Annotated in this window: 16 protein-coding genes; 15 read left to right on the forward strand and 1 reads right to left on the reverse strand. The window is 49.6% G+C overall.

Features of this window, described 5'->3' with window-relative positions:
• The first annotated feature begins 301 nt into the window (after positions 1 to 301).
• From mraZ to ftsZ, 15 genes are all read left to right on the forward strand, one after another.
• Positions 302 to 730 (forward strand): division/cell wall cluster transcriptional repressor MraZ, encoded by a 429-nt coding sequence (gene mraZ / locus KDM89_RS02535; protein WP_212686349.1) that lies wholly within the window; start codon positions 302 to 304, stop codon positions 728 to 730.
• 9 nt (positions 731 to 739) lie between these two features.
• The gene (gene rsmH / locus KDM89_RS02540) at positions 740 to 1699 is read left to right on the forward strand and encodes a 16S rRNA (cytosine(1402)-N(4))-methyltransferase RsmH (RefSeq protein WP_438947492.1); all 960 of its coding nucleotides are present in this window, start codon (positions 740 to 742) and stop codon (positions 1697 to 1699) included.
• On the forward strand, positions 1696 to 1968 hold the full coding sequence (gene ftsL, locus KDM89_RS02545; protein WP_212686350.1) for a cell division protein FtsL: 273 nt from the start codon (positions 1696 to 1698) through the stop codon (positions 1966 to 1968). Before rsmH ends, ftsL begins: the two co-directional genes overlap by 4 nt.
• Complete coding sequence (locus KDM89_RS02550; RefSeq protein ID WP_212686351.1) at positions 1965 to 3731, forward strand: peptidoglycan D,D-transpeptidase FtsI family protein; 1767 nt, start codon at positions 1965 to 1967, stop codon at positions 3729 to 3731. The genes ftsL and KDM89_RS02550 overlap by 4 nt, the downstream gene beginning before the upstream one ends.
• On the forward strand, positions 3731 to 5254 hold the full coding sequence (locus KDM89_RS02555; protein WP_212686352.1) for a UDP-N-acetylmuramoyl-L-alanyl-D-glutamate--2,6-diaminopimelate ligase: 1524 nt from the start codon (positions 3731 to 3733) through the stop codon (positions 5252 to 5254). Before KDM89_RS02550 ends, KDM89_RS02555 begins: the two co-directional genes overlap by 1 nt.
• Positions 5251 to 6600 (forward strand): UDP-N-acetylmuramoyl-tripeptide--D-alanyl-D-alanine ligase, encoded by a 1350-nt coding sequence (locus KDM89_RS02560; RefSeq protein ID WP_212686353.1) that lies wholly within the window; start codon positions 5251 to 5253, stop codon positions 6598 to 6600. Before KDM89_RS02555 ends, KDM89_RS02560 begins: the two co-directional genes overlap by 4 nt.
• Before the next feature lie 47 nt (positions 6601 to 6647).
• Positions 6648 to 7817: a phospho-N-acetylmuramoyl-pentapeptide-transferase gene (gene mraY / locus KDM89_RS02565; RefSeq protein ID WP_212686354.1), complete on the forward strand. Its 1170-nt coding sequence runs from the start codon at positions 6648 to 6650 to the stop codon at positions 7815 to 7817.
• A gap of 12 nt (positions 7818 to 7829) precedes the next feature.
• Complete coding sequence (gene murD / locus KDM89_RS02570) at positions 7830 to 9323, forward strand: UDP-N-acetylmuramoyl-L-alanine--D-glutamate ligase (protein ID WP_212686355.1); 1494 nt, start codon at positions 7830 to 7832, stop codon at positions 9321 to 9323.
• A gap of 80 nt (positions 9324 to 9403) precedes the next feature.
• A complete protein-coding gene (gene ftsW / locus KDM89_RS02575) occupies positions 9404 to 10537 on the forward strand; it encodes a putative lipid II flippase FtsW (protein ID WP_230427643.1) in 1134 nt (377 codons plus the stop codon).
• Positions 10534 to 11610 carry an undecaprenyldiphospho-muramoylpentapeptide beta-N-acetylglucosaminyltransferase gene (murG, locus tag KDM89_RS02580; RefSeq protein WP_212686357.1) on the forward strand — a complete coding sequence of 359 codons (1077 nt, stop codon included), beginning with the start codon at positions 10534 to 10536 and terminating at the stop codon, positions 11608 to 11610. The genes ftsW and murG overlap by 4 nt, the downstream gene beginning before the upstream one ends.
• Entirely contained in the window at positions 11607 to 12992 is a 1386-nt protein-coding gene (gene murC / locus KDM89_RS02585; RefSeq protein WP_212686358.1) for a UDP-N-acetylmuramate--L-alanine ligase, read from the forward strand. Before murG ends, murC begins: the two co-directional genes overlap by 4 nt.
• A gap of 11 nt (positions 12993 to 13003) precedes the next feature.
• Positions 13004 to 13963 carry a D-alanine--D-alanine ligase gene (locus tag KDM89_RS02590; RefSeq protein ID WP_212686359.1) on the forward strand — a complete coding sequence of 320 codons (960 nt, stop codon included), beginning with the start codon at positions 13004 to 13006 and terminating at the stop codon, positions 13961 to 13963.
• 17 nt (positions 13964 to 13980) lie between these two features.
• Positions 13981 to 14760 (forward strand): cell division protein FtsQ/DivIB, encoded by a 780-nt coding sequence (locus KDM89_RS02595; protein ID WP_212686360.1) that lies wholly within the window; start codon positions 13981 to 13983, stop codon positions 14758 to 14760.
• Positions 14757 to 15989, forward strand: a complete 1233-nt coding sequence (gene ftsA, locus KDM89_RS02600; RefSeq protein ID WP_212686361.1) for a cell division protein FtsA — start codon at positions 14757 to 14759, stop codon at positions 15987 to 15989. Before KDM89_RS02595 ends, ftsA begins: the two co-directional genes overlap by 4 nt.
• Before the next feature lie 126 nt (positions 15990 to 16115).
• On the forward strand, positions 16116 to 17321 hold the full coding sequence (gene ftsZ, locus KDM89_RS02605) for a cell division protein FtsZ (RefSeq protein ID WP_212686564.1): 1206 nt from the start codon (positions 16116 to 16118) through the stop codon (positions 17319 to 17321).
• A 551-nt stretch (positions 17322 to 17872) separates the two neighbouring features.
• Here ftsZ and KDM89_RS02610 read toward each other — a convergent pair.
• On the reverse strand, positions 17873 to 19360 hold the full coding sequence (locus KDM89_RS02610; protein WP_212686362.1) for a S8 family peptidase: 1488 nt from the start codon (positions 19358 to 19360) through the stop codon (positions 17873 to 17875).
• Between the last annotated feature and the right edge of the window lie 7 nt (positions 19361 to 19367).

A 19367-nucleotide genomic window follows, 5' to 3' on the forward strand; every position in this document is an offset into this window, starting at 1 on the left:
TCGTATTTCTGACTTGTGTTTCATTTTCCTTCTGAATTTCAGGCGACTTCTTCGAATAATCGCCTAAGTCCTTCATTTATCTCATATTTCTACGCTAATCCTTAGTCGACGCTGATCTAAGTCATTGACTTCATTAAAGAAATTGTCGTCGTGTCAGGGTAATGCGCTTGACCGGAAGGCAACCATCCACTAAAGTGGGCGTTAGTGTGAAAAAGTGTAATTTTGTGGGATAAATTCCCTTAATTCCGATATCTTCACCATTAACTTCCTCAGTATTTATTTCCACTAAAAAGGTCACAACGTGTTTCAGGGTCCATCCGCAATCAATCTCGATGCGAAAGGCAGGATGTCTGTTCCTGCGCGCTATCGTGACTCCCTGATTCGAGAGTTTGACGGTAAGTTAACGCTGACCCGTCATCCGGATGGCTGTCTGTTGCTGTTTCCCCGGACTGTATGGGAGTCGCACCGTGAGCAAATTGCGGCATGGCCAATTCAGGCTCGTGACTGGAAGCGTATCTTTCTGGGGAACGCTTTTGATGTAGATATGGACACTGCAGGTCGTATCCTGATTGCCCCTGAGTTGCGTAATGCTGTTGCTATTCAGCGTGACATTATGATGCTGGGCATGGGGAGTCATTTTGAAATCTGGGATGCAGGCAGGCTGGCTGAAAATGAAGCCAACGCTAAAGCCGCTGGCGCACCAGATGTTTTGCATAACTTTTCTTTCTGATCGCAGCCAATGATGAATCAGCAAGCGACAGAATTCGCACATAAAACCGTGCTGCTGGATGCAGCGGTTGACGGTCTCAATCTGACCGGTGATCGTGTTCACGGTACCTATATTGACGGGACGTTCGGACGTGGCGGACATAGTCGCCTGATCCTGAGTCAGTTATCTGATCGCGGACGACTGATTGCATTTGATAAAGATCCGCAGGCAATCGCTTGCGCAAATCAGATTCAGGACTCTCGCTTCAGAATTATTCATGACAGTTTTGCGTCAGTATGTTCTTCCCTGCGTGAACTTGGAATTAACAGAGTAGATGGCATCTTGCTGGACCTCGGAATTTCCTCGCCACAAGTGGATGACGCTGTAAGAGGTTTCAGTTTCAGGTCGGATGGTCCGCTCGATATGCGGATGGATACTACGCGTGGTATTTCTGCGGCGGATTGGCTTGCCACTGAAAGTGAAGAAAAAATCAGGGAGGTAATTAAGGAATATGGGGAAGAACGGTTTGCTTTTCAGATTGCAAAGGCGATTATTGCTTGCCGCCAGGTCGAGCCCATTACCAGAACCCGGCAACTGGCACAAATCGTTGCAAACGCCGTCAAAACTCGCGAGAAGGGTAAGGACCCTGCAACCCGCACCTTTCAGGCTGTACGGATTCACATCAATCAGGAACTCGAAGATCTCAAAACCGGACTGAATGCCGGTCTTTCCCTTTTGGATTATCAGGGCAGATTTTCAGTCATTAGTTTTCACTCGTTGGAAGACAGGATAGTAAAGCAGTTTTTCGCTTCTAATTCGTCAGTAATTCAACCGGATCGCAGATTACCTATTCGCGCAGTGGATTTGCCCCAGCCACCTCTTAAACTGATTGAGCGAATTAAGCCATCGGATGCGGAAGTTTCTGCCAATCCGCGTGCACGTTCCGCCATTTTGCGTATATCAGAGCGTACGCAAGGGGAGGTCCGATGACGAAAATTAATATCGCTCTTGGTTTTTCTCTGATTATCTGCGCCTTGTTGCTGATTAATTCTCAATATCAGGCTCGTCGGCTCTTTTTTGAGTTGGAGCGCGAACAGGGTCTAAGTAAACAATATGAGACGGAATGGACCCAGTTGCGGCTGGATCAGTCCATTTACGGGAAAACCTCACGCATTGAGTCTGTCGCCCGTAACGAATTGAATATGGTGCCGGTCACCCCGGAACGTACGCAGTTCCTCAAAGCGGCGGAAGTGAAATGAAGAGGTCTGGTAACGTCTCGCGGAAAGCGGCATCACGTGGTGTTGCCTATTCATCCAGTCCTGTTCTGGAGGTGAAGTTGCCATCATGGCGTTCGCGACTGGTGTTGTTTTTTTTGTTTATTGCATTTGTTGCACTGATTTCACGAGCACTCTTTTTGCAAGTAAAGAGCACGGATTTCCTGCAAAAGCAGGGAGAAAACCGCTACGCGAGAACAATGGAACTACCGGCAACCCGTGGAAAAATTACTGACCGGAATGGTCAGGTACTCGCATCCTCTATTCCTGTAAAAGCGATTTGGGCAATTCCTGAAGACGTACAAGACGCGCCCAAGGAGAAGCTGCGTCAGCTAGCCTCACTATTGGGCATTTCTGATGCAGATCTCGCAAAGAAACTCAATTCAGATAAGACATTTGTTTATCTGAAGCGCCAGGTGGAAAACGACATTGCAGAAAAAATTATTGCATTGGGAATTCCCGGGGTTGATACGCGAAAGGAATATAAGCGTTATTACCCGGAAGGGGAAGTGATGGCCCATGTCGTTGGATTCACCAATGTCGAAGATATCGGGCAGGAAGGAATGGAGCTTGGTGCCGAAAAGAACCTCGCCGGGAAAAATGGCAGCCGCCGGGTTATTAAAGACCGGTTGGGGCGCATTGTTGAGGATATCCGTGCTATTCGCGAACCGCATAACGGTAAAGATCTGACGCTCTCGATTGACAGCAAAATTCAATACATTGCCTATACACATTTAAAAGAAGCGGTTGAAAAACATAAAGCAAAAGCTGGTGGTGCAGTTGTTATTGATGCACAAACCGGCGAAGTGCTGGCGCTGGTTAATTTGCCAACTTACAACCCAAATGAACGCGGAGGCTTGACTGGTGCACAGTTGCGTAATCGTGTACTGACTGACACCTTTGAGCCGGGTTCGACAATGAAGCCGATTTCAGTTGCATGGGCACTGGAAACCGGCCGCGTTACTCCCGAGACAGTCTTTCAGACTGCACCAGGAATTATGACGATTGGCCCTGCTGTGATTCATGATGCGCATAAAGAAGGTGCTCTAACGGTAGCGCAGGTAATTCAGAAGTCATCGAATATTGGTACGGCAAAGATGGCATTACAAATGTCACCAAAAGAAATGTGGGAGTTGTATACAACCGTGGGATTCGGGCAGCAGCCGAAACTCGGTTTTCCCGGTGCAGTTGCGGGTCGCCTTCGAAATTATAAAAACTGGCGTCCGATTGAGCAGGCAACAATGAGCTACGGACACGGAATTTCCGTATCTCTTGTGCAAATGGCACGTGCCTACACAATTTTTGCCCGTGACGGGGATTTGATTCCGGTTACGTTCGAAAAGACAGACAGTGTTGTGAAGGGGCAGCGGGTCATTTCTGATAAAACCGCTCAGCAGATGAGACTGATGATGGAGTCCGTGACGCAACCCGGTGGAACTGCAACGCAAGCGCGCATTCCGGGTTATCGCGTTGCAGGTAAAACAGGTACAGCACATAAGCTTGAAGGCGGGCGCTATGTGAATAAATATGTTGCTGATTTTGTCGGATTTGCTCCTGTGTCTAAGCCGCGCGTAATCGTCGCAGTCATGATTGATGAGCCTACGGTCGGTGGACACTATGGCGGGGTAGTTGCTGCACCTGTTTTTGCCGCAATTACCGCAAATGTATTGAGATCACTGAACGTGACACCTGACTCTTCGGTCACCAGTATTATTCCGGACACAAATGCAGTTCAGGAGAGTATGTAATGACGACACATTCTGATTTGCACATGGAAGAATTGATTTCACAGTTACGGGCAATCGCACCGAAGGCTGATTTAACTGCGGATTCCAGAAAAATCCGTCCTGGTGATATTTTCTTTGCGATGAAAACCCATGCCGGAGACGGGCGTGATTATATTCAGCAGGCGGTTGAAAATGGCGCTGCGGCCATCGTTAGGGAAGCAGGTGATGGCGCATCTCTGACCTCCCTGCATATACCTGTAATTCAGATAGAGAACCTCGATAAAATTTGCGGGAAAATTGCTGCTTCGTGGTACGAAATGCCAGATGCGGAGCTAGCCGTTGTCGCTGTTACCGGCACAAACGGCAAAACTTCAACGACGCAGTGGATAGCGAAAGCAATGTCATTGCTGAAAACCGAATGCGCAGTAATAGGAACGCTGGGAAATGGTATTTGGAGTCAGGGACACCTGAGTGAAATGCGGGAGACGGGCTTCACGACTCCCGACGCAATTCAATTACAGCGGTCTTTAAATTCTCTTAAGCAGGCAGGGGCAAAGGCGCTCGCAATTGAAGCTTCGTCGATAGGAATTCATCAGGGGCGACTTACCGGGCTCGATATTCAAACAGCTGTATTTACAAACTTAACCCGCGATCATCTGGATTATCACGGCACGATGGCTGCTTATGCTGATGCTAAGCGCAGTCTCTTTGAAACGCCTGGATTACGTCTTGCGGTTCTAAATGTCGATGACAAAACCGGATCTGAATTTGCGGAAACAATAATTAAGACTCATCCTGACTTGGCGATCATCGGATATTCCGTCGAAGGTACTGCAGATGCAAGGTTTCCCCTGTTGCGGGCAACCCATTTAAAGACAGGGCATGCAGGTACCAGCTTTCACCTCGACTCTCCGTTCGGCCACGGTTTAATACGAACTCAGTTGGTCGGCCGCTTTAATGTCAGTAACGTACTGGCGGTAATGGCTGTTTTGCTGGGCAACGGGCATAGTTTTGCTAAGGTAGTGTCGATCATTGAAAAGCTGACGCCAGTGCCGGGTCGTATGCAATTACTGGGCTCAGCCGGGCACGCGATGGTTGTCATTGACTACGCTCACACGCCTGATGCCCTTGAGAAAACCATCGAAGCCTTATTACCAGTGGCTGAAGAACGGCAGGGCAAACTCTGGTGTCTGTTCGGCTGCGGGGGAGACCGTGATCCGGGTAAGCGTCCTCAAATGGGTCGAATTTCTCAAAAAGCGGATCAGATTGTTGTCACCAGTGATAACCCCCGTACAGAAGACCCTTCCTTAATTATCCGGGATATTTTATCAGGCATGACAATTCAGCCACATGTGATTGAAGATCGCGCGACGGCGATATTGTATGCAATTAAGCATGCGCAGGATAAAGACGTTGTTTTGCTTGCTGGCAAAGGCCATGAGACCTATCAGGATATTAACGGGAAGAAATGGCCATTTTCTGATGAGGAGCATGCCTCGCTGGCATTGGCAACCGTTGCAACCAGTATGAAGAGGAACACATGATAGCAGGCAGTTTACTGGCGCTGACGGCGGACATTCCTGACGCTGTTTGTATTCAGGATGTTAATTTTTCAGGCATAACGACTGACACCAGAAATTTTAAGCCGGGCCAGTTGTTTGTCGCGATCCGTGGTGAACAATTCGATGGACATCAATTTCTGCAGCAGGCGATCGACCACGGTGCCGCAGCAGTCGTTGCGGAAGTCTTACCCGAGGGGTGGAATGCTCCGGCATTGAAGGTAACTGATACCAAAGTAGCTTTGGGAATGATTGCGCGCTTCTGGCGTCGTAAGTTTATGCTTCCGGTGATTGGTGTTACCGGAAGTAATGGAAAAACAACCGTCAAGGAAATGATTGCCTCAGTACTTGCCAGTCATTTTGGTCAGAATAAAAGACTTGCGACCTCCGGAAATCTGAATAACGAAATTGGTGTTCCGCTGACTGTCATGCAGCTGAATTCTTCTCATGAATCAGCAGTGATTGAAATGGGAATGAATCATCCGGGCGAAATCGCACAACTTGTGGTCGCAGCTGAACCGACTATCGGATTAGTAAATAATGCGCAGCGTGAACATCAGGAGTTTATGCATACCGTTGAGGCGGTTGCCAGAGAAAATGGTGCAGTAATCAATAGTTTGCCGTCGAGCGGAGTGGCAGTTTTCCCCGCGGATGACATCTTCACTTCTATTTGGCGTGAGTTTGCCGGGCAGAGAAAAGTGATTTCATTTGGCTTCAGCCAGGATGCAGATGTCACAGCTGACTACGAAGCAGATCAGGCTGGAAACACGATCCATCTGACAGCATTCGGTGAACGTGTTTCGTTTAAGTTAAATGCCAGCGGTGTTCACAATGTACGAAATGCGATGGCGGCAGCTGCGTGCTGCCTTGCCGCTGGCTTAACTCTTAAACAAATTGCTGATGGATTGACGTCGTTTTCTCCGGTTAAAGGACGACTGCAGGTACATTTGTCTGAAAGTCATGTGACTGTGATTGATGATACCTATAACGCTAATCCGGACTCCGTGCGTGCTGCAATTGATGTTTTGCGCATCTATACCGATAGTTTGCTTATCCTGGGGGATATGGGAGAGGTGGGAGAGAAAGGCGATGAATTCCACTTTGAGATTGGACAGTATGCACGTGAGGCCGGTATTGAGCAGGTATTTTTGCTCGGGAATCTGGTAAAGCACACTGCGGACGGCTTTGGTTCGAATGCGCGATTCTTTTCTTCACTTGATGAATTGAATGAAGCGCTCGATGCAACAGTCCGGAGCGGAATGGCTGTACTTGTAAAAGGATCCCGCTTTATGAAAATGGAGCGAGTTGTTCAGTATTTGCTGAAAGCATAATACTGAGTTGTTTTAGATAAATATAAAAACATACGGGAAATAAAGGCATGTTGCTTTGGTTGGCAGAATATTTTAAATCGGATATCGGCTTTTTAAGGGTGTTCGGTTTTATCACTTTCCGGGCGGTGTTCGCGACCATGACTGCGCTTGCAATCGGCTTATTTGCTGGTCCTGCAGTCATTCGCATGCTGACCCGATTGAAAGTCGGGCAAGCTGTGCGTAGTTATGGAATGGAAACACATCTGGTGAAAAGCGGTACGCCGACGATGGGCGGTGTACTGATTCTGATTTCTATCGGCATTGCTACTCTGCTGTGGGCTGACTTAAGTAATCGCTTTGTATGGGTAGTTCTTGTTGTAACACTGGGTTACGGTGCAATCGGATGGGTCGATGATTACCGTAAAGTCGTTTACAAAGATCCTGAAGGAATGCGTTCGAGGGAAAAGTATTTCTGGCAATCTCTGATTGGTATTGCCGCCGCTTTTTATCTGGCGTTTTCGGTATCGGCACCAACAGGCGAGAAAATTTTGCCGTTAATTTATGATTGGGCGCAATCCGGTTTTAGTATGTATCTTCCGCCAAAAGCAGATCTGATAGTTCCATTTTTTAAGACGATCAGTTATCCATTGGGTGTATGGGGATTTATTATCCTGACATATTGTGTCATTGTCGGCAGTTCGAATGCGGTTAATTTTACTGATGGTCTTGATGGGCTTGCGATTATGCCGACTATCATGGTCGGTGGGGCGCTTGGACTCTTTGCTTATTTCACAGGTCACGCAATCTATTCGAAATATTTGTTGATTCCATACATTCCCGGCGCAGGTGAAATTCTGATTTTTTGTGGTGCAATGGCCGGTGCTGGCCTTGCCTTTCTGTGGTTTAACGCACATCCGGCGCAAGTGTTTATGGGGGATGTCGGTGCTCTGGCTTTAGGCGGTGCATTGGGGACGATTGCTGTAATCGTTCGTCAGGAAATCGTTTTGTTCATTATGGGTGGGGTATTCGTCGCGGAAACTGTCTCGATTATTTTGCAGGTGTCGTATTTCAAATACACGAAAAAGCGTTATGGCGAAGGTCGTCGCTTGTTCTTAATGGCTCCGCTGCACCATCATTTTGAGAAGAAGGGCTGGAAGGAAACCCAGGTAGTCGTCCGTTTTTGGATCGTGACGATTCTGCTGGTGTTGGTTGGTCTCTCCACATTGAAATTACGATAACCGGACTTAACAATGTTTGCGGATAAAAAGTTGCTTATCCTCGGGCTCGGAGAGTCCGGACTTGCGATGGTGCAGTGGCTGCACCGGACTGAAACTGCACAAATTACTGTTGCAGATACACGGGAGGCTCCTGCGCGTCTGGAGGCATTGCTGGCACTCGGTGGAAATATTCAGTTTGTTTCCGGCGCGTTTAGCGAGGCTTTAGCTGATGATGCGGACTTTATTTTCGTCAGTCCTGGCTTGTCTCCGAATGGTGAGCTTAAAGAAGTTTTAGCGTTAGCTGTCGAGAAAAATATACCCGTCTGGGGAGAGGTCGAACTTTTTGCATACGCTCTGCGTACCCTGAAAGATGCCTCACAGTACAACCCAAAAGTGATTGCAATTACGGGAACCAATGGAAAAACGACGGTAACCAGTTTAACCGGGTTGCTTTGTCAGAGAGCTGGATTAAAAACGAGGATTGCGGGCAATATCAGTCCATCGATGCTGGATGTACTTTTACAATGCCAGCTGAATCAGGATTTGCCCGACGTATGGGTACTTGAGCTTTCCAGCTTTCAGCTGCATACAGCAGCTAGTCTGCATGCAGATGCTGCAACGGTATTGAATATTTCGCAGGATCATCTCGACTGGCACGGTTCGCTTGAAGCGTATTGCAACGACAAAGCGAAAATTTTCAGTGAAAAAACAGTGCAGATTCTGAACCGGGATGATACCCATGTGATGGCTATGGCGCGTCAGGGAGCAATGCAAGTCAGTTTTGGCTTAAATTTGCCGGAGCGCGCTGGTGATTTTGGTTTGCTTAGCGAACATGACATGCAATGGCTGGTGCTGGCGACACCTGCAGAAGAGGATGCTCCGCCATCCAAAAGACGTAAAAAAGAGTCAGTCGAAATACCGGTTCTGATCTCACGTCTGATGCCGGGTGATGCCTTGCAAATCCGTGGGCAGCATAACATGGCAAATGCGATGGCCGCACTGGCATTATGCAGGGCGATTGGATTGCCTCTCGCTCCGCTGTTGCATGGATTACGCGAATATAAAGGCGAGCCGCACCGTGTTGAGCTGATTGCGACAGTCGCCGGTATTGATTTTATTGACGACAGCAAAGGTACAAATGTCGGAGCGACAGTTGCTGCATTAAACGGGCTGGGGCAGCAAGGGCGTGCCGGACGTATTGTGCTGATTGCCGGTGGTGATGGTAAAGGGCAATCGTTTTTCCCTTTGATGCAGCCTGTTGCGAGATATGCGAAAGCAGTCATGCTGATTGGTAAGGATGCCGCTGAGATTCGTTATGTATTGCGGGATACAGATATCCAGTTAGAAGATTTTTCGTCACTTGAAGATGCTGTAGCGCGCGCAGGAAATATTGCACAGGAGGGCGATACAGTATTGTTGTCACCAGCATGTGCAAGTCTGGATATGTTCCGTAATTACGCCCACCGGGCTCAGGTATTTACAGATGCTGTGCGTGAATTCGCACTGGAACGTGGGGAGGTTTGCTGATGGAGTGGCGTCAGTCTCTTCAGAAGTTTCTTCCTTTTGCTGCTCCTGAACCGCAGACGCAGCTGGTTAATCGTTCCCGGATGATGACTTACGACGAGCCACTGGTCTGGGTGACGCTGATCCTAATGTTGTTTGGGATGGTGATGGTGTACTCAGCATCGATTGCTTTGCCTGATTCACCGAAATACGCGAATTATAAAAATACGCACTTCCTTATTCGCCAAGGCTTGTTTGTACTTTTGTCGGTAATGGCAGCGGCGTTCGCATTTCGGGTGCGTATTGAAACCTGGCAGAAAGTTGCACCATACTTGTTTGTCGCAACGCTGATATTGTTAGTAATGGTACTGATTCCGTTTATTGGAAAAGGCGTTAACGGCGCAAAACGCTGGATTTCACTGAAGGTAATTAATTTACAGCCATCCGAATTAATGAAGCTGTTCATGGTTTTATATGCGGCAGACTATACCGTGCGCAAACAGCAGTATATGCACAAGTTAACAAAAGGCTTTTTGCCGATGCTGGCGGCAGTCGGGTTGGTTGGTTTGTTATTGTTGCTGGAACCAGATCTCGGTGCATTTGGCGTGATTGTTTGTATTGCGATGGGAATTTTGTTCCTCGGAGGAATTAACGGTGTATGGTTTGGTGGTATTGCCGCTACTCTGGTAGGAATTTTTACCATGGTTATCCTGCTATCTCCATGGCGCAGGGAGAGGATTTTTGCTTATCTTAGTCCGTTTGACGACGACCATGCTCTTGGTAAAGCATATCAGTTGACCCATTCGCTGATTGCCTTCGGTCGCGGTGAGTTATTCGGAGTCGGGCTCGGTGCCAGTGTTGAAAAACTGCATTATCTGCCGGAGGCACATACAGATTTCTTACTGGCAGTTATTGGTGAAGAGTTGGGATTTGTCGGCGTACTGACGGTGATCCTGCTGTTTTATTTTCTTGTTAAACGTGCTTTTGAAATTGGCCGGCAGGCTATTGCACTTGATCAGACTTTTGCCGGACTGACAGCAAAAGGTATTGGTTTGTGGATTGGCGTCCAGACATTCATCAACATGGGGGTAAATCTGGGGCTGTTACCAACCAAAGGACTGACGTTACCGTTGATGAGTTACGGTGGTTCCGGTGTCATGATTAACTGTGTCGGACTCGCTATTTTGCTGCGGATTGACTATGAGAACCGTGTCATGATGCGCGGAGGCCGAACATGAGTACAGATAAAAAGCGTTTGCTGATTATGGCAGCCGGAACGGGCGGGCATATTTTTCCGGGGCTTGCTATTGCAGAGCTCATGAAAGCACGTGGCTGGGATGTCAGCTGGCTGGGAACCAGTGCCGGTATGGAGTCGGACATTGTGCCAGCTCGTGGAATTGATCTTGATAAACTTGATTTCACCGGCATGCGAGGAAAAGGCTGGAAGCATACGTTATCCGGCGCATGGAAATTATTGCGAAGTCTTTACACCTGCTGGGGAATTATAGGAAAGCGAAAGCCGGATGTCGTTATCGGGATGGGCGGATACGTCACTGTTCCCGGCGGGTTGATTGCGTGGTTACGTCGCAAACCGGTGGTGCTGATGAATGCTGATGCAGCGCTGTTGTTATCCAATCATGCATTGTTGCCATTCTCGGCAAGACTGATGTTCGGATTGCCGCCGGATACGGTGTTAAAAGACAAAATGGTCTGGACGGGAAATCCAATTCGTCATGACATTTGTATGTTGCCATCGCCTGATCTGCGTTACGAAAAACGTCAGGGGAAATTGCGCATCCTGGTCGTTGGTGGAAGCCTTGGAGCAAAAGTGCTGAATGATACGATTCCGGCAGCGCTTGCGCTGATTCCGGAGGATAAACGCCCACATGTAACGCATCAGTCTGGTAAGCAGAATATCGCCGCTTTGCGGGAGAATTATCAACGGGCAGGAATTGAGGCTGAAGTAGTTGATTTCATTAATGATATGGCTGTTCGCTACGCTGAAACAGATCTGGTTATTTGCAGGGCGGGCGCAATTACCGTTTCAGAACTGACGGCAGCGGGAGTTGCCAGTTTGCTGGTGCCTTTTATGGCATCAAGCACATCGCATCAAAAGCAAAATGCAGTTTGGATGGCAGCGAAGCAAGCTGCACTTTACGTGCCGCAAACGGAGTTGACGCCTGAATCACTGGCAAAAACAATACAAGAATTAAATCGTAAACAGTGCAGCGAACTTGCAATCACTGCATATGCACTGGGTCGACGCGAGGCAAGTGAAAATATTGCCCGCATACTGGAAGAGCTGGCATGAAGCATAAAGTAAAACATATACATTTCGTAGGTATCGGTGGTTCCGGTATGAGTGGTATTGCCGAGGTTCTTTTGAATCTCGGATACATTATTTCGGGATCTGATTTGTCCAGTAACGCAGCTTCTCAGCGTCTGGCAACTCTGGGGGCAACAATTTATACCGGACATGATGCTGCAAATATCGGCGATGCAGATGCGGTTGTCACATCTACCGCGGTAAAAGCAGATAATCCGGAAGTGATTGCAGCACGTGCAAAACATATTCCTATCGTACCGCGCGCAATGATGCTGGCGGAACTAATGCGCTTAAAGAGCGGTATCGCGATTGCCGGTACACATGGAAAAACAACTACCACCAGCCTGGTCGCAAGTATTCTCGCGCAAGGGGGACTGGATCCGACATTTGTGATTGGTGGTCGTCTGAATAGTGCGGGTGCCAATGCCCGGCTCGGTAGCGGCGACTTTATCGTCGTTGAAGCAGACGAATCCGATGCATCGTTCCTGAATCTGTTACCGGTTATAGAAGTGATCACCAATATCGATGCAGACCATATGGAAACATATGGTCACGATCTTGGACGCCTGAAACAAGCGTTTATTGATTTCACTAACCGCTTACCATTTTATGGCGTTGCTGTGCTCTGTATTGATGATGCAAACGTCAGAGAAATTATGGAATCGGTATCCAAACCGGTAGTGACATACGGTTTTCACGAAGATGCAGAAGTACGCGCAGTGGATGCCAAAGCTGTCGCAGGAAAAATGGAGTTCACTGTCATCCAGAAAGACTATCCGGCACTGAATGTCAGTCTGAATCAGCCGGGTATGCATAATGTGCAGAATGCATGTGCCGCCATCGCGATTGCCCGTGAACTGGGTGTGAGCGATGAGGCTATCACCATCGCACTGAATGAATTTCATGGCGTCGGGCGCCGGTTTACCCGTTATGGTGATATCCCGTTGCCTGCTGGCGGCAGCTTTACGCTGGTGGATGATTATGGCCATCATCCCGTCGAAATGGCAGCGACGCTGGCTGCGGCTCGCGGTGCTTATCCCGGGCGCCGTCTGGTACTTGCTTTTCAGCCGCATCGTTACACACGCACACGTGATTTATTTGAAGATTTTGTCCGCGTCATTTCCGCTGCAGATGCGGTGGTACTGGCAGAAGTCTATGCTGCCGGTGAAGCACCGATACTGGCTGCGGACGGTCGTGCACTGACACGTGCCTTACGCGTGGCAGGAAAAGTCGAGCCGGTATTTGTCGAAGATATTCAGGAAATGCCTGAAACTCTGCTGCGCCAGTTGCACGACGGTGATGTGCTGATTGTAATGGGTGCAGGCAGTATCAGTGCGGTGTCGGGAAAACTGGCGAAACAAGCTTAACAGGAAAAGTCATGACAGCATTTGATCCAGCATCTTTTGGCAAAGTCGGTGTTTTATTTGGCGGACGTTCTGCAGAACGTGAAGTGTCGATTATGTCCGGCTCCGGCGTTCTGAATGCATTGCGCAGCAAAGGTATTGATGCCCATCCTTTTGATCCGGCAGAGCGCAATATTGCTGAGCTTGCCGATGAAAAATTTGACAGTGTTTTCATTGCACTTCATGGTCGCTATGGTGAGGACGGCGCGATACAGGGTGTTCTTGAACATTTGAATATCCCATATACCGGAAGCGGTGTTATGGCGTCGTCAGTTGGAATGGATAAGATCTTCACCAAGCGCATCTGGCAAACCCATAATATTTCGACCCCTGCTTATGCAGTTCTGACGCCGGACAGTGATCTCGGACAAGTTGTGCATGACCTGGGATTGCCACTGATTGCGAAACCTCCGCACGAGGGATCGACAATTGGTATTACAAAAGTTACTTCTCAGGAGCAAATGCAAGAGGCTTACTCTCTTGCGGCGCGCTTTGATGATGTGGTGCTGGCAGAGCAGTTTATTGCCGGACGCGAACTGACTGTACCGGTACTCGGAACAGGAAAAGATGCTCGGGCACTGCCAATTATCGAAATTGTGGCGCCTGATGGCAATTACGATTATCAGAACAAGTACTTTACGGACGATACCCGCTATTTATGCCCCGCACCGCTGAGCGATGAACTGACTGCAGCGATTCAGGACATGGTGGTGAAAGCATACCGCTCACTGGACTGTGAGGGGTGGGCGCGGATTGATGTGCTGCTGCGCGAAACAGATCAGCAGCCATTTTTGCTGGAAATTAATACGTCGCCCGGTATGACCGGACATTCGCTGGTGCCGATGGCGGCACGTGCAATCGGTATGAGTTATGAAGATCTGTGCGTTGAAATTTTGCGTACTGCACGCCTGAAAATCCGTTCGGAAAATATGTAAGACGGAGTTGACTGGCTATGTGGCATGATGCCCGATTACTTAATAACCTTGCGAATGCGCTGTTTGGCGCAGTGCTGCTGGTTCTGATTGCATCCGGTGTCTGGTGGGTGATTCAGCGACCAGTATTTACACTGCAGTCGATTCGTGTTGAAGCCACGGGCGAGCAGGGTTTGCGTCATGTCAGTGCACTGACGGTGCGGAATGCTGCGTTGCCTAAAATTCGTGGTAACTTTTTTACTGCGAATCTGGACGCTGTGCGTGCTGCATTTGAAAGCGTGCCATGGGTGCGCAAAGCCAGTGTGCAGCGTGAATGGCCGAATAAATTGCGCATAACGCTGGAAGAGCATGCAGTGATGGGAACATGGGGTGATCAGGGAAAACTGATTTCGGTAAAAGGCGATGTGTTCACTGCCAATCTTGCTGAAGCTGAAGATGATGCAGATCTGGTCGCACTCAGTGGCCCCGATGGCAGTGAGCGTGAGGTTTTGGCGCAATATACCGAGCTAAAATCGCGTTTTCAGCAAATTCATTTGGCTCCGGTGGCTGTCAGCTATTCCAATCGCTATGCATGGAGCGTTAAACTTGACAATGGAATGCAGGTTGAGCTCGGGCGTGTGCAGGATGCAGACACGATACGGCAAAGGGTTGATCGTTTAATGGCAGTGTATCCGCAGTTAGTGAACAGCTTGCAGGACAGCATAGAGAGTGTGGATATGCGTTACCCGAACGGGCTGGCGCTTCGCTCATCGCACAGTGCGATGACAAAAAAACAGACAAAAGCTAGTGGAAAGACATGACTAAAGACGCGAAGAATCTGATTGTTGGACTGGACATCGGGACCTCAAAAATTGTGGCCGTGGTGGCAGAAGTCATGCCGGACGGGCGTCATGAAGTCATCGGCCTCGGACAACATGAATCCAAAGGCCTGAAAAAAGGTGTAGTAGTCAATATCGAGTCCACCGTTGAATCTATTCAGCGCGCGCTGGAAGAAGCGGAACTGATGGCGGATTGCAAGATTACCCGCGTCTATACAGGTATTGCAGGCAGTCATATCCGCAGCTTTAACAGCAGCGGCATGGTGGCGATCAAAGATAAAGAGGTTACTGCTGCTGACGTTTCGCGTGTCATTGAGACCGCGAAAGCCGTGAATATTCCGACGGATCAGCAATTACTGCATACGCTGCCGCAAGAGTTTATTGTCGACAGTCAGGACGATGTGCGTGAGCCGATCGGTATGAGCGGTATTCGTCTGGAAGTCAAAGTGCACATCGTGACAGGCGCAGTGTCTGCTGTGCAGAATATTGTGAAATGTGTGCGTCGCTGTGGTCTGGAAGTATCTGATCTCATCCTGCAGCCTATGGCATCGGCAGAAGCTGTGCTGACACGTGATGAAAAAGAACTCGGTGTTGTGCTGATCGATATCGGTGGCGGTACGACGGATATTGCGATTTTCAGTGAAGGCGCTATTCGTCATACGGCTGTGATTCCGATTGCCGGTGATCAGATCACTAATGATATTGCGATGGCTTTACGTACGCCGTCATCCGAAGCAGAAGAAATCAAAGTGCGCTTTGGTGTTGCGAAGCAAGTGCTTGCAGATCCGGCTGATATGCTGGAAGTACCGGGTCTCGGTGACCGCGGGCCGCGCTCGCTGTCCCGGCAATCGCTGGCTGCTGTGATTGAGCCGCGTGTTGAAGAATTATTCGCGCTGGTGCATCAGGTTGTGCGTGAATCCGGTTATGAAGATGTGTTGTCTTCCGGTGTGGTACTGACCGGCGGTTCTTCATCGATGCCGGGCATGGTAGAAATGGCAGAAGACATTTTCCTCAAACCAACCAGACTCGGTATGCCTGCTTACACAGGTCAGCTTGCCGATGTTGTTCGCAGCCCGCGTTATGCAACTGTTCTGGGCTTATTGCTTGAGGCGAAAAAGCAGTATTTGCGGGGACATCTTGTCGTAAGACAGGAAGGATCTGCAAAAGCAGTGTGGCAGCGCATGAAAGAGTGGTTTTTGGGGAATTTTTAAGCAGTATTTTGTACCACTATTGGTATAGGCATTTTATAATGAACTGATCTGCAGTTATTAGTCGCTAGTCGTCTCGACGCCAGTGATCATTAGCGACTGGTAACTGCCCTTCCAGGAGGATTCATGATGGATTTTGATATGGTTGATAATGCGACCCAGGGCACTGTGATTAAAGTTGTCGGTGTCGGCGGCGCGGGTGGTAATGCGGTTCAGCACATGATCAACAAAGGTGTTTCCGGCGTTGAGTTCATTGCTGCAAATACAGATGCGCAGGCGCTGGCAGCGTCTAAAGCGCATAACGTGATTCAGATCGGCGACAGTGGTCTGGGCGCTGGTATGAAACCGGATGTTGGCCGCAAACTGGCCGAAGATTCGCGCAGCCGTATCGAAGATGCGCTGCGCGGCGCGCACATGGTGTTTATCGCAGCCGGTATGGGCGGTGGTACAGGCACTGGCGCGGCACCGGTAGTAGCGCAGGTTGCGAAAGAACTCGGCGCGCTGACCGTGGCGGTCGTTTCCAAACCGTTTTCTTATGAAGGCGGTAAATGTATGGAGCTGGCAGAAGCCGGTCTGGAAGAGCTGACACAGCATGTCGACTCTCTGATCGTGATTCTGAACGAGAAGCTCGAAGAGATTTACGAAGACGACAGCATGATCGAATGGTTGCAGCATGCAGACGACGTGCTGAACAATGCGGTTGCCGGTATTGCTGAAATCATTAATGTGCCGGGCCATATCAACGTCGACTTCAATGACGTGAAAACCATTATGGGCGAGCAGGGCAAAGCGATGATGGGTACTGCAACTGCATCCGGTCTGGATCGTGCGCGTATCGCAGCAGAGCAGGCAGTTGCTTCGCCGTTGCTGGATGGTATTGATTTGTCCGGTGCGCGTGGCGTGCTGGTCAATGTGACTGCCAGCCGTGGTCTCAAAGGTAAAGAGATCAAGGAAGTCATGGCAACAGTGCGTGCATTTGCTGCACCTGATGCATCGATTGCGCAAGGTATTGCCTACGATGACGCTATGGGCGACGAAATCCGTGTGACCGTGGTTGCGACTGGCCTTGGCCGTGGTAAGAAGAGCATTCAGCTGGTGCAGCCTAAAGTTTTGCGTGACGGCACGACGAATGAAGCTTTCCTTGCCGTACCTGTTGAAAAAACAGTTCCTGTTAACAACGGTATGATTAATCCTGTTCCTGTACCTGCGTTTGACGGTCTGACTAAGCCTGCTGTATGGCGTCGTGAGTCCGCTTCCGACACAGTGCGTGCGCTGGAAAAGAATGGCATGGAAACCTATGATATTCCTGCTTTCCTGCGCAAACAGGCTGACTAAGCGCTTGCTTGCAAATAGTTCTGATAAAAACCCGCCATCCGGCGGGTTTTTGTTTTTGTGCCTTTCTTAATTCCGCATTCGCTGAAACGGTAATGCCTGAGCTGATTCTCTTCATCTGAATCATGCGGACGAAGAAACCGGGGTCGGAATTTCAGTCTGCGATGCTGCACGATATTTATGAAATAAGTTCTGGTAACGCCGCGCAGTTTTGTGGCGATACTATGCAATTATCGTCATTTACATTTTTCGGAAGTCCGGACTTTCTGCCGACGACCGCTGGATCGCTATGCAGAACACCGCATTTGATGCAATTTTCGATAAAAAGGCGTGCGGTAAGCCTTACCGGAATCGCCTGCTCGCTACGGAAAAGCTTAATGCGATAACCGACGATGAGGCATCCATTCTCAGAAAATAAGCCAGTTATGTTCAGCCGCGCAGCAGTTGCATAAGCAGAATCTGCAATGCTTCGGGCAGCAGACCAGATGCAGGTGACAATAAAAAACGCCACTGATGACAGTGGCGTTTAAAGTATTTTTTATGAAGTGGAAGTTTTAATTGCCTTTGGCTGCACTCACAGCAGCAGCGGCATCGACCAGACCTGCGCCGCAGCCAACACAGTTTGCAGGTGCCTGGCGGCTGGTCTTAATCAGAATATTACGAACCTGATCCGGTGTCAGAGCCGGATTGATTGCCAGCATCAGCGCGGCAACGCCGGCTACGTGCGGAGCTGCCATCGACGTGCCGATGTAGTAGCCATAGTAGTCCTCGTCACCCGGTTTGGTTCTGCCTGCGTTCAGAGTGGATAAAATCCAGTCCTGATCACTGCTGCGGCCGCCGCCCGGAGCAGTCACGGTTACATGGCCACCATAGTTTGAGTAAAACGCACGGCTGCCATCGATGCCGTTGGATGCTACCGGAATCACGCCCGGGCAACTGGCCGGTGTCGAAAGACGTGCATTACGACCTTCATTGCCAGCAGCAACGACAACCACCGCACCTTTTTGTTTGGCGGCCATAAAACCGGCGGCTTCCGTTTTGCTGCATAAGTCCATGCCGCCAAGCGAGAGGTTAATGACTTTCGCCGGTGTGGTATTCGTTGGTACGCCTTCTACCGGCAAACCTGCAGCCCATGCAACGCCATCGATAATGTCTGAAGTCTGGCCACCGCATTTACCCAGCACCCGCACCGGCAGGATCTTCGCCTGCGGCGCAACGCCGACGACACCTTTACCATTCGCAGCGGCAGCAATCGTGCCTGCCACATGGGTACCGTGCCAGCTGCTGTCCGAGTTATAGCAACTGAAATCATCAACCCAGTCGCCCATATCAATACCGTTTGGCCCGCGTGCTGATGTCACGCCATCTGCCACGGTAATGCGTGCAGTGTCGGGATCGCTAATGAAGTTGTAGCCATAGCCCTGACCACCCGGTGCAGGGATCAGATTTGCAACTAAATCCGGATGCGGGCGGTAACCGGTATCCACCACCGCGACGACTACATCCTTACCAAATGACAGATCCCAGGCCTTAGGCAAATTCATGCCGCCTTTCTGAACCTGTGTGTCCTGCAGATCCCACTGGTCACTGAAGAAATACGGATCTGTCGGAACGAAAGACGGGCGGCGGATGCGGTCCGGCTCGGCATACGCAATTTGCGGATCATTACTTTGCAACTGGCGGCTGATTTGCTGCAGATCCTGTACACGCATCGCTTTGTCCGCGCGGAATACCCACGCACCGGTACTCATCTGACGCAAAGGCTGAAAGCGCACACCGATTGCGGAAGCGTAGCGGTTGATTTGCTGTGAGCGCAGCTGTAACTGGCTTTCCAGTTGCGGTGCAGTACCTGCCAGCGCAGCAGCACTGCGTGCAAAGCGTGCATCGTTTCGGTAATGCACGATCAGTTGACGAGCTTGTTCCGCAGCGACAGGTTTGGATTTGATCTGGCGGCGCGGAAAGCTGGCTGCATCAGACTGAGATGTGACAACGCTTGCTAACAGAACTGCGGTCACAGAAAAGCGGGAAAACAAAGAATTCATAAAGTCA

It is taken from the genome of Cognatundibacterium luofuense, assembly GCF_018139685.1.
Classification (GTDB): Bacteria; Pseudomonadota; Gammaproteobacteria; order Burkholderiales; family Burkholderiaceae_D; genus Undibacterium; species Undibacterium luofuense.